This window comes from Fervidibacillus halotolerans (assembly GCF_026547205.1).
GTDB lineage: Bacteria > Bacillota > Bacilli > Bacillales > Caldibacillaceae > Fervidibacillus > Fervidibacillus halotolerans.
Map to the genome: position 1 here is coordinate 70,591 of NZ_CP106877.1, position 12,193 is coordinate 82,783.

Annotated in this window: 7 protein-coding genes and 3 pseudogenes; 4 read left to right on the forward strand and 6 right to left on the reverse strand. The window is 36.1% G+C overall.

Translation table 11 applies throughout. The features are described from left to right. Positions 1–72: 72 nt before the first annotated feature. A complete protein-coding gene (locus OE105_RS00270) occupies positions 73–1,236 on the reverse strand; it encodes an IS256 family transposase (RefSeq protein ID WP_275420759.1) in 1,164 nt (387 codons plus the stop codon). 124 nt (positions 1,237–1,360) lie between these two features. Here OE105_RS00270 and OE105_RS00275 point away from each other — a divergent pair, with 124 nt between their 5' ends. The 4 genes from OE105_RS00275 (at position 1,361) to OE105_RS00290 (ending at position 8,210) form a co-directional block, all read left to right on the forward strand. Next, positions 1,361–1,567 (forward strand): restriction endonuclease subunit S domain-containing protein, encoded by a 207-nt coding sequence (locus OE105_RS00275; protein WP_275420760.1) that lies wholly within the window; start codon positions 1,361–1,363, stop codon positions 1,565–1,567. Between the two features lie 18 nt (positions 1,568–1,585). Beyond that, a complete protein-coding gene (locus OE105_RS00280) occupies positions 1,586–4,924 on the forward strand; it encodes a DEAD/DEAH box helicase family protein (RefSeq protein WP_275420761.1) in 3,339 nt (1,112 codons plus the stop codon). Between the two features lie 68 nt (positions 4,925–4,992). Then, positions 4,993–6,264 carry a HEPN domain-containing protein gene (locus tag OE105_RS00285; RefSeq protein WP_275420762.1) on the forward strand — a complete coding sequence of 424 codons (1,272 nt, stop codon included), beginning with the start codon at positions 4,993–4,995 and terminating at the stop codon, positions 6,262–6,264. A gap of 602 nt (positions 6,265–6,866) precedes the next feature. Then, positions 6,867–8,210: an ISLre2 family transposase gene (locus OE105_RS00290; protein ID WP_275420763.1), complete on the forward strand. Its 1,344-nt coding sequence runs from the start codon at positions 6,867–6,869 to the stop codon at positions 8,208–8,210. A 672-nt stretch (positions 8,211–8,882) separates the two neighbouring features. On the opposite strand, the gene OE105_RS00295 is transcribed toward OE105_RS00290, so the two are convergent. The 5 genes and pseudogenes from OE105_RS00295 to OE105_RS00315 form a co-directional block, all read right to left on the reverse strand. Then, positions 8,883–9,266, reverse strand: coding sequence for a hypothetical protein (locus OE105_RS00295; RefSeq protein WP_275420764.1), 384 nt, complete (start codon positions 9,264–9,266; stop codon positions 8,883–8,885). Further along, positions 9,260–9,577: a hypothetical protein gene (locus OE105_RS00300; protein ID WP_420842551.1), complete on the reverse strand. Its 318-nt coding sequence runs from the start codon at positions 9,575–9,577 to the stop codon at positions 9,260–9,262. The genes OE105_RS00295 and OE105_RS00300 overlap by 7 nt, the downstream gene beginning before the upstream one ends. A 362-nt stretch (positions 9,578–9,939) precedes the next feature. Further along, a pseudogene (locus OE105_RS00305) lies at positions 9,940–10,452 on the reverse strand (vitamin B12-dependent ribonucleotide reductase); the annotation flags it as partial. A gap of 288 nt (positions 10,453–10,740) precedes the next feature. Continuing rightward, positions 10,741–11,391 (reverse strand): annotated as a pseudogene (locus OE105_RS00310) (vitamin B12-dependent ribonucleotide reductase); the annotation flags it as partial. 342 nt (positions 11,392–11,733) lie between these two features. Beyond that, positions 11,734–12,084 (reverse strand): annotated as a pseudogene (locus OE105_RS00315) (PLP-dependent transferase); the annotation flags it as partial. Positions 12,085–12,193 lie beyond the last annotated feature (109 nt).

Genomic DNA, 12,193 nt, shown 5'->3' on the forward strand with positions numbered 1-12,193 from the left:
TAGGAGACTGAATATTCAGTCTCCTAGTGGGAAACGCACACCTCTTCGAATATCTTTACATACTTACAAATTTTAGTATCTTTCTTCGAACATTTCTTGCAGGGCTTGATAGGCGTTTGAAAAACCTCGTAATTTTCTATTCGACCATTTTTCATTAAAGTCTTGTATGGTCAAATACGTGATTTTCTCCGCAGCTTCTATACTTGAAAGACTGTTCATCGTCTTTAGTCGTCTACGTATGTCTTTAATGGTTCTTTCGATCGCGTTTGTCGTGTATATGACACTGCGTATGCTTAGTGGATATTTCATAAACGTGAGTAGAACGTCTAAATCTTTTTCCCATGATTGTACTTCTCTTGCGTATTTTTTGGACCACTTTTTCTCGAATTCATGAAATGCTTGTATCGCAGCTTCTTTTGTCGCGGCACGATAAATAAGCTTTAAATCTTCTGCCACTTCTATTTGGTCTTTCTTTCTGACTTTATTTAATGTATTTCTGACTTTGTGTACGACACATCGTTGTACATCGGCTTTTGGATAGACAGATTTAAAAGCTTCTTCTAAGCCATTAAGACCATCAAACACGCCAAGTAATACTTCTTTTACTCCGCGCTGATATAAATCTTGAAGAATTTCTTGCCATCCAAGAGCGCTTTCTTGACCTCCAACATAGAAGCCTAATATTTCTCGGTAGCCATCTTCATTGACTCCAAGGACGATATAAATGACTTCCTTCGCATACGTATCACGACGGACTTTTATATATAAGCCATCTAGGTAAAGGACAGAATAACGCTTATTGAGTGGACGTTGTTGCCATTTTCGAATGTCTTCTATCGTCGCATCTGTAATATTGCTTATCGTGGTTGGGGAGTAACTGGAACCAAGAATTCGTTCGATAAATTTACCGATTTCTCGAGTGCTCATCCCACTTTGGTACATTTTAATAATCGCTTCTTCGAGCCAACCATCGCGGCGTTGATAAGGTTCAAATAGTTGGGTTTGAAAATCCCCATTTCGATCTCGTGGAACATAAAGCTGATCAATTTTTCCATACTTAGTATCCAAAGAACGGGTGTAATACCCATTTCTGGAGTTATGAACCTCTTTCTGTTCCACTTCTAAAAAGTTTTTGATTTCTTCTTTCATGATGAGCTCTAATTTTTCTTTTACAAACTCACGAATCAAATTTTCTAGTTGATTTACGAAGTCAGAGTTAGGTATACTACTAGACATAGGTAGGGTCATCCTTTCTCAATTTGTTTGGTCGCAAATCTGAGAATACCCTACCTTTTTTCTTTTGGTCTAGCAATATGCTTTACACAAAATTTTATACATCATCGGTACAACATTTGCGGAATTGAAAATATTCTCTTTAAAAAAAGTAAAATTAATGATTCCGCCATTAGAATTACAAAATAAATTTGCGTCGATTGTAGAAAAAATAGAGTTGCAGAAAAAATCTATGAAAAATAGTCTCCAAGAAATGAGGAATAATTACAATTCCCTTCTTCAAAAAGCCTTCAAAGGCGAACTATTCACCGATGAAAAAATTTCTAACCCTTAATCAAAGGGAGGTGTTTACGTGTCAAATTTTAGCTTTTTAAAAGAAAAGAAGCAATTTCGTAGTTTTACTAATGCTTGTTTTGAAGCGGAGAAGGGGTTAGTTGTCAGCCCAGCGGTTAGTGCGATTCAGTCTCGGCGTGCGCTGGAGCTGGCGGTGAAGTGGGTGTATAGTTACGATAGTGCGCTGTCTGTTCCTTACCAAGATAATCTTTCTAGTTTGATTCATGACCGGAATTTTTTAGGGATTATTGATGAAAAATTACTGCCGATGATGAAGTATGTCGTGAAACTTGGCAATCAAGCGGTTCATACGAATGCGCCGATTACTCGGGATGAAGCGGTTTTATCCCTTCATCATCTGTTCCAATTTATTGCATGGATTGATTATTGTTATTCTGATGAATTTACTGCTGGGGAATTTGATGAATCACTACTACCGATTGGAGAAGAAAAGAAGGTCCGTCCGAAAGAATTACAAGATTTATATGAACAATTAAGTGCGAAGGACCGGAAACTTGAAGAAATTATTAAAGAAAATCAACATCTACGTAAAAAGGTTACAGAAAAGCGTGAACAAAATACGAAAGAAAATAATTTCCAAGTCGATCAATTAAATGAATTTGAAACAAGACTGAAATATATTGATTTAGATTTGAAACTTGCCGGTTGGGAGTTTAATAAAGATATTATTCGGGAATATCCAGTTGTTGGTATGCCAAATAAGGAAGGTAAAGGGTTTGCTGATTATGTTTTATTTGGAGATAATGGGAAGCCTCTTGCTGTAGTAGAAGCAAAAAGAACGTCAAAAGATCCGAAAATTGGTCGCCAACAGGCCAAACTTTATGCGGACTGTATCGAAAAAATGTCAGGGGTTCGTCCGGTCATTTTCTATACGAACGGGTTTGAAACATACATTTGGCATGACCCGTATCCGCCGCGAAAAGTTTCCGGTTTTTACAATAAAGAGGAATTAAGTTTGTTAATCGAACGCCGACAAATGAAACGTCCATTAACAAACATTCAAATTAATGATGATATAAGTAACCGTTACTATCAAAAGGAAGCCATTTTATCGGTTTGCGATGCATTGAGTCGAAACCAAAGAAAAGCGCTTCTTGTTATGGCGACAGGCAGTGGAAAAACGAGAACGGCCATATCCATTGTTGATGTGTTGACTCGGCATAATTGGGTGAAAAATGTTCTCTTTTTAGCAGATCGCAAAGCATTAGTTAACCAAGCATATAGAAGCTTTAATCACTTACTACCAAGTTTACCTTTATGCAACCTTTTAGATAACAAGGATAACCCAGAGGAAAGCCGTATCGTCTTTTCTACATATCCAACGATGATGAATGCCATCGATGAGGCGAAAAGAAAAGATGGCAAAAAACTATTTACAGTAGGACACTTTGATCTCATTATCATTGACGAATCACACCGAAGTATTTATAAAAAATATCGCAGCATATTCGATTATTTTGATGGTATTTTACTAGGCTTAACGGCTACACCGAAAGATGAGATTGATAAAAATACGTATGCCGTGTTTGACTTGGAAAATGGTGTCCCAACTTTTGCCTATGAGCTGGATGAAGCTGTACAAGATGGATTTTTAGTCGATTATCGGACCATTGAAACCAAAACAAAATTTTTAGAGGAAGGGATTCATTACGATGAGTTGTCAGAGGAAGATAAAGAAAAGTATGAGGAAACTTTCGATGAAGAGGATTTTCGGGAAGACATTGACAGCTCTGCCTTAAATGAATGGCTTTTTAATGACAACACCATTGATTTGGTCCTAAAAGAATTAATGAATAAAGGGATCCATGTAGAAGGGGGCGACAAGCTGGGCAAAACGATTATTTTTGCGAAAAACCATCGGCATGCCGAACGAATTGTCGAACGGTTCGATGTCCTTTTCCCTGAATATGGAGGAAATTTTGCAAGGGTCATTGATTATAGCACGAAATATGTTCAAACGTTAATCGATGATTTTTCAGACAAGAATAAACTGCCACAAATTGCTGTATCGGTGGACATGCTCGATACAGGTGTGGACATTCCGGAAGTCGTCAATCTTGTCTTCTTTAAAAAGGTTCGTTCAAAAACAAAGTTCTGGCAAATGATTGGTCGCGGTACAAGGCTGTGTCCCGATTTATTTGGCATCGGGCAAGATAAAACTCATTTCCTCATCTTTGATTATTGCGGAAACTTTGAATTTTTCCGGGCAAATCCAAAGGGAATGGAAACGAAATTGGGTAAAAGTCTGACAGAAAAACTTTTTAACGCCAAAGTAGATATCATTCGAGAACTTCAAGAAATGGATTATCAGACTGATGACTATAAAAGTCATCGTAATCATTTAGTTGATGAAGTGACGAGAGATATTCTTGCTCTTGATCATGAAAATTTCCGTGTCCGACAACATTTGCAATATGTGGAGAAATATAAAAACAAGGATAATTGGGCGTCGCTATCGTCACTTGATACGAGTAACATTAAAGAACATATTGCACCGATCATTGCCCCGATTCAAGATGATGAATTTGCCAAACGATTTGATTTATTAATGTATACTATTGAATTGGCCAAATTACAATCAAATAATGCAATTAAACCCATTCGCAGTGTGATTCAAACAGCAGAATCTTTATCGAAACTTGGTACGATTCCACAAGTACTCGAACAAAAGCACATCATCGAAAAAGTATTGACCGAAGAATTTTGGGATAGTGCTGATATTTTTGAACTGGAAGAGGTACGAGAAGCACTTAGAGATTTAATCAAGTTTATCGAAAAAGAAACGCAGAAAATTTATTATACGGATTTCCAAGATGAAGTTATCGAAGTAAAAGAGAACGCTCCGATGATCCATGTAAATGACCTACAAAATTATCGGAAGAAAGTCGAGCATTATTTAATCGAGCATAAAGACCAAATGGCCATTTACAAGCTGAATCATAATAAACCGTTAACCGCACAAGATGTGAAAATGCTTGAAGATATCCTCTGGAAAGAACTAGGTACGAGAGAAGATTACAAAAAAGATTTTGGTGACACACCGATTACAAAACTCGTTCGGCAAATTGTTGGCTTGGATCCGAAAGCAGCGAACGAAGCTTTTTCGGAGTTTCTATCGGAAGAGCGGTTGAATCTAAACCAAATTCGTTTTGTTAAACACATTGTTGACTATGTTATTAAAAACGGAACACTCGATAAAAAAGTATTACAACAAGAACCGTTTAGATCAGTTGGCAGTATTGTTGAACTGTTCAAGGACAATATGGATGATGCAAGAAAAATCATTGGCATTATTGATGAGATCAATCGAAATGCGGAAGAAGTGACAGGGGCGTAAATATTATCAATCATGACAAGGCACCTAGGACAAATATCATAGGTGTCTTTATTTTTAGGAGGGCATATATGTCAAAGGATGTTGTAATTAATCCGGGTATTTTTCCTGTGATAATGAGTATTCAAGATAAAGACATCAATGGTAGGTATTCTAAAGTATATCATTTACCAAGAAGTATCAATCTACTATACTTAGAAAACTTAAAAGATAAAAGTGAAAAAGAACTTCTTAGAAAATATGCAAATGCAGAAAAATTTAATGATAATGAATTAGAAACGTTGTTTAAGTTTTTTATTAACAAAATTGACAAACCAAAAATAAATAGTAGTGATAAGAATAGTGACCTATTGAGCTTATTTGGTGCCGAAATGATAGAAAAAAATGGTGGCATAGAACTACAAATAATTAAAGAGTATACCTCTTATATTAAAAAAGAAACATGGGAATGTATTGCTCTTGATATGTTAAAGGATAACTATGAGCAAATAATTTCTAAATATGATTTTGGGGATATCCGAATTGACTTAGGTGCATGGAAAACTGAGTTTAATGAAGAAAAGCAATCGTTATTAAACTCATTTAGAAGTGCTTTTTTATTTACGCTAGTCGGATTTCTGTATGGAGATAATAGACATCTATATAGCTCATTTTATGATTTCTTTGAAAACGAATTCTCAAAAAGAATCGGACTTATATATGGAATATGGAAAACTAAAAAGTCTGGTGAAAAAGTTAAATACATACCTATATATGATAGTTTCTATAATTTAAAAGGATTGCAGGTACAAGAGCTAATTGAAATAGTGCTTGCCGTTTTGGAAACTGATGAGCTGGATATGAAAGATAAGGAAATGATTAAAAATTCTATTGTTAATGGTGCGGAAAGTCTTCATAAAAATATGGATTCACAAACAATGCAATTAGAACAAACATTGGTTAAACCAGTTGTTAATTATATAATGGAAATACAAACCGCAGGTGACGATTTGAAAGCTGCACAAGCTTTATATGAACAGAACTTATATAACCAGTCTGTTAATAGATCTTATTATTCGATGATGCATTCACTAAAAGCATTATTGGAAAGTGAAAATATGCTTTCAGATTGGGAGCCAAATGCTTTAAATGTTAAGGAAAGTCATAAGCAACTTGAAAGAAAATTATCCTCGTTGGTTAGTAATGGTATCATAGCACAAGATTATTTGGATTCTTTTAGGTTTGTTAAGCAAAAAAGGTGGATAGCAGACTATAATATAGCAAAAATTGATGAAATAGAATGCAAAGATTGTTTGAAAAAGGCAAATAATTTTTTATCGGAAGTAAAAAGATTAACATATTAGATTGTAGGAGTATACCTTAATCGGGAAAATGAGCAGATTGTAAATTAGGCTTTCGGTAAAGTACTCATCGAAGTATAATTGTTGCTGCAGTCTGGCTATCATGGGATTATATAGTTATGTATATACCTATTATTAAAGATTGGTTTGTTAATTTATTTAATAATTTTAAAGGATTAATACTTTCTGTTTTTCCTGCATTGTTAATTTTCTTTATTTTTATGAATATTATTAATGATAATTAAATAAAAATTAAATATAAATAAAAACAAAAATAATAACAAATAATAAATCATAAATTACAACAGGAATTACATCAAAGATCTAAACAGATATTAACCTGTTGTAAAAACCTTTAACCCCTTGTCTATCAAGGGGTTGGAAAAATCTGTATAAATAAAAATGAAACTGTATGAGTAAAATTATTGTGGGCGGAATAAATTTTATCCCCTTCATTTAGTGAACGAACGTAGTGAGTTCACTAAATGAAGGGGAAAGCAAGCGGAAGCGCGGTAGGAAAAAAGCAGATATAATGAAAAAGAGGGTACTCCTTGGTAGAATGATAGTCAACCAAAACTAAATCACAAACAAAGGAGTAACCCCTCATGCAAAAGAATAACACAGTATATCCAAATTTAAAAGAAATTGAGCAAATGGTTTGGAGGCAATTACAAGATACCTTCTCCAGCGTTATGAAAAATATTTTGGAGGATATGGATCAACAGATTGCAGAAGAACGAGATAAAAAACGCTATCGACTCATTGATAAAAGAAAATATCATATAACTAGTCTCTTTGGAGAGATTGAATTAAATCGTAATTATTACCGTGACCGGGAGACAGGGGAATATGTTTTTCTCCTTGATCGTTATTTAGAGTTTGAGGATGCAGGTTCTTTTAGCCCATTGATTGAGGAGGTAGCTATTGAATTAGCTGTTCAGGGACCTTCCTATCGAAAAGCAGCCAGTACGTTAGAAACCCTTTTAGGCTATCGGGTTATTAGTCATGAGGCAATCCGTCAACACTTATTACAAGTTTCGAGTATTCCAAAAAAGCGTGAGCATGTACATCAACCTGTATTATTTGTAGAGGTCGATGGTTTGTTTGTAAAACGTCAAGGTAAACGAAAAAAGGGAAAAGAAGAGAAAATAGCCGCAGTTCATCAAGGCTGGGAAGTCAATGGGAAACGAGTAAGACTGAAGAATAAACGCCATTTCGTACATGAAGGGAACCAGCCATTTTGGGAGGCGTTTGAGGACTTTCTCATCGAAAACTTTGAGTATGATCCAACCATTCATAAGTTGGTAATAAATGGAGATGGTGCAAATTGGATTACAACTTGTCGTGATTATTTCAAAGGTCGTGCATTCTTTTCGCTTGATCGTTTCCATGTGGCACGGGAGATTCGAAGTTTGTTCCGTCATCACCCACGTTATCGTCCAATTCGTAAGGCGCTTGCATCATATGATTATGAGAAATTGCTTACAGAGCTTAACAGTGCAGTCGGAACGCTAGAGGATGATGGACAAGAGGAACGTCTAGAAGCATTTATTCGCCAATTAGAGAAATATCCAGAAGCCTTGGGAGATTATCGTAACTGGCTTAAAGAACAGGGTATAGATACAACAGGAATGCGTCCGATGGGTAGTGCAGAAGGAACCATGAGTGTATTTGCCAAAAGACTTAAAAATGGCCGTAGTTGGGTGGATAAAGGTGTAAGTGCCATGTTCACTGGTTTGGTAGCTTACTTGGATAAATTGACCTTAAAAACACTATTTGGCAGGATCGAAAAATGGACTGAAACAAAGGTGGAAAAGAACCCACCAAGATACTATAAAGAAAAAGTTACGAGCACAATTGGTGAAGCCACTAGAGACAATGTTCTATATCTAAAAGGAAAAGCTAACATACCAGTTTACAAAGCATTAAAAGAGTTGTCTGGCTTTTAAAAAAGGCAAAATTCTTACCAAGAGAGTATCCTAAGAGTTTGAATCCGCTTTCAAATTTAAGGTGTAAAAAAACTGCCTATAAATACTTGACTCAAACATGAAACTTTGTGGATGGAAAAATGTCAATGTGTATGTAAAAATACCATTTGGTATGATTTTTTTCTCGTCTGCAAGGTTTTTTTTTTGCTATTTCTGAATTATTTCCCGCTTCACCTTGATTTATTTCCCTATGTGACTTGTTTCTAGTTACATAGGGTATTATTTTTTTATCATTTTGTATGAATTATTTCCAATTGTTGATAACTATTTTGTTTTTTTGTTTTAATGGTGTGGAATATTCTGGAAGTTTATGTGTTTTTATATGATTTTTTCTTATATGTATATGAATAAATATTGATAGGGTATGAATCTTTTTTATATGAGTATGAATTATTTCTCTTGTGGATAATACGGAACATAAAAAGTTGGGGATATAGAACAGTTATCTACATAAAAAAAGTGTAAAAAGGTAAGGGAAGGTAATAAAAAGTTAAAAAAAGGGAGCGGATCGTATCTTAGCTGATAGATGAATGAGGGGAAAAAGAAGATGAAATAAAAAAGGGCATGACAAAGCAACCCCTAATTTGAAGGTTGAGAAAAACTAGGGGTTCATTCGTCAATTTTTGAAAAATTTTATGAGCTTAGGGCAAGGGGTTCGTTTTCCGTAGCAAGTTGTTGGCGGATAATTGTACGTACTCGTCCACCATAGTTTCTAGTTACTTGTAGCCCTAATACAAACTCTTCATGTACAAAAATATCAAGCGCTTGTAACACTCGTTCTAAGGAATATTCGAATGCCAATTGAACAAAATCGTTTTGTGCCGACATTGGAACATGAGTGCGAACGTTGCGTTTCTCTAAGAAGTCGGTAATTGTATTCGTATATTCTTCCTTTTTGATTTCTTTTAAATCCCTGCTGGAATGAACACCTTCCTTTAGAGTGAAATAAAGGGTGTTGTCCTCTTTTATAACTGTTTTGAATGTATTTGTACCTTTATTAAGGATTTCCTCTAACATTCCGCGATAATGCGTATATTTTGGTGCGAATGAACTTGTTCTACTGTATATCCGGCGGGGGCATTTACAGTTTTACTAATTGAACTGTCCACCCAACGTTGAATAATACATTGGGTATTTGCATGGGCCTCCGGACTTAATTCCATTGCCGAAACAAAGTAACTTGGTAGGTTGTCCTTGTCTGCTTCTGGATGTTTATCCAAATACTCTTGAACAATATTTGCGTTTACCTCTATGAATTTACCTAACCTTCCTGAACGGAAATAGGAAAATGAGAAGTAAGGTTCTAGTCCTGTTGATACCCCAACCATCGTTCCTGTACTACCAGTCCGTTATTTTCACAAAAAGACGCAACTCTTTTTGCAGTTCTCTAATGAACTTCTTATAGTTTCCTATAAGCGAAGACTATATCAAACACTCTAATGAGTGCCATTCCGTTTCCCTCATCATTGGCTTATGAGGTAAAGGTCGCTACACCTATAGTCGTTGAACGTTCATCTTAAAATCAAATTTAAGATGCTTCGCTGCTGATTGCCCATTGTTTCATCTGTTTCATTTTCAAACCTTCACGATTACCATTGCTGGTTGCGTTGTGGTTGAAACAGCTTTAGGGTTTCTCAGCAATTAGGAATGTTTCGATAATGTGTCACCACATTAAAGCCCAATTTTACTTAGGAGCTACTGTTAGGAGATGGCTGTTTCGGATACCATGTTGAAGAATACCTTCTCTAATATCCTCTGGCATAGATTGTAAATACCCAGATTGAACTAATTTTTCTCTTCCGTTTACATTTGGTTCTCCGTTTGGAAGAACATCAAGGAATGGAAAACTACCCTTTTCCTTAGCAATTTCAATAGAAGCACGATATGCAGTAGTAGCGATTGTTTCAAATACTTTATCTACAAGTTCGTTTCCTTCTTTACTTCCATATTCTTTTTCGCAATAGATTAGTAGGTCGGCTAATCCCATAACCCCTAATCCCACTCGACGTTCGCCAAGTGCTTGTTTTTCATTTTCCGGCAAGAAGTATGGTGTGGCATCTATAACGTTATCTTGAAGTCTTACACCAACTTCAACTACGTTACGAAGTTTCTCAAAATCTACCGTATGTGTCTCTTTATTAACCATATTTGCTAAGTTAATAGCAGCAAGATTACATACGGAAAAAGGTGCGAGTGGTTGTTCCAACTTTATTGTTACCATGATCGCTTTTTATCGACCATTTCTGGAGATTTCTCTCATCTCTATCTCTTTGCACCAAAAAAGATAGATACAGTTAGTCAATTCTAACTCAGTTCAGCATATCTTTTCGCAATGTCGCGGCCTCGTGGATTCATTATATTCTGCTAATATAGCAGGTTCAGAATCTATGCGTTGCCCCTGTACAAGTTTTTAGGCTTGTCCTTCAGGTCGGGTTACCATTTCCGATTTGGAAAGAAGGCTTTCCCGTTTTTTCCGCGATGATTAACGTGAGGCAAACTTACCGCTACCACACGGATTTGTTGCAACTACTCTTTGTCCGTATGCGACAGCATTGGTTTTTTCGTTGGCATTATCGATAAAGAAAATTCCGGGTTCTGCCGAGTAAGTTGCACAAATATTTATTAGATTCCACAATTCTCTTGCCTTTATTCTACGATGAACACGAACTTTAAAGCCTAATTTTTCCCACTCTCTTACATCACCGACTTCATGCCAATGTTCGTCGTAGTATTTTTTCTCTTCATCATTGTAATTATCAACATCTGGGAATCTTAATTCATAGTAATCGTCATTTTCTACTGCTTCCATGAACTCACTAGTAACACATACACTTATATTTGCTCCTGATAAGAAATCAGGTTCGTGGACGCTGTACGTACCACCATCACGAAGTTTTTCTTCTGCTTCACGGATAGCAGCTGGTTCAAAACCACCATGACCTTCGATATTTTTGAAATTTACGATACCTTGATAGATGTTTTTCTCTACTCCAGTTAAAGGTGTGAATTTCAATTTTTCTTTTGCTAATTTTTTAATTAACTCATCTTCCGTATTTTCAATTAAGAACCGTAGAACGCGAGGATTTTGCATTTTTGAAATGATGAATTCAATGATATCCGGATGGTCGGATTGTAACATGATCATCTGAGCCGAATCTTCGTGTAAGTCGCTACTTTACACCGTCCTTAAAGGACTGCTCTAGCTTTCGCTAGAAGTCGAGACTATATCTTGTATCCTTGATGAAGAATACCCTTCGTGTTTCGGACCCGCTTGGTGTCCTAACCTACTCTTGTATGTGTCATACAATTTTGGATAGTCGTTGAACCTTTTCCTATTCGGAACTTGGCTGCGCTGTGGGCCTTTTCTTTTTAGTCGCTTGGCCGATTACCCAATCCAACTCGCTTTTTATAACTATCACGCTTAGGCATATTTCATCCTTACGTTGTAGTGTAGTTGGCTCTAAGGGTGTCTCCGCAATTAACGAAGTCCGAATGTGCAACCATATACACCGCGTGAACAAAGGATATGGCTTTCAGATTTTATCAAATGAAATAAGACCGCCGAAACTGCAGCCATTCCCGAGCCGAATGCAAGAGCAGCTTCCCCCTTTTCTAAAACAGCCATACGTTCCTCAAGTATACGTACGGTTGGGTTTCCTAGTCGAGAATAAATAAAACCCTTTTCCTCACCGCGAAATCGCATTTCACCTTGTTCAGCTGTATCGAACACGTATGTCGAGCTTTGAAAAATAGGAGGGGACAAGCTGTCGGAGAACTCTTTAGAAGAGTAACCCCCGTGAATTAACGTTGTCTCTATTCGATTTTCATTTGTCATAACGTCAACCCCTTTATTTTGTAACCGTTTACAATAATACTATACGTCAACTGGATTAGTTATGTGTAAAACCACAATACAACAAGTTATTGACTACTTGGTATTTAAA

Coding starts and splice junctions, on each gene's coding strand:
- OE105_RS00270 (WP_275420759.1), bottom strand. CDS start 1,236: ATGTCTAGTAGTATACCTAACTCTGACTTCGTAAATCAACTAGAAAAT.
- OE105_RS00285 (WP_275420762.1), top strand. CDS start 4,993: ATGTCAAAGGATGTTGTAATTAATCCGGGTATTTTTCCTGTGATAATG.
- OE105_RS00290 (WP_275420763.1), top strand. CDS start 6,867: ATGCAAAAGAATAACACAGTATATCCAAATTTAAAAGAAATTGAGCAA.
- OE105_RS00295 (WP_275420764.1), bottom strand. CDS start 9,266: ATGTTAGAGGAAATCCTTAATAAAGGTACAAATACATTCAAAACAGTT.
- OE105_RS00300 (WP_420842551.1), bottom strand. CDS start 9,577: ATGGTTGGGGTATCAACAGGACTAGAACCTTACTTCTCATTTTCCTAT.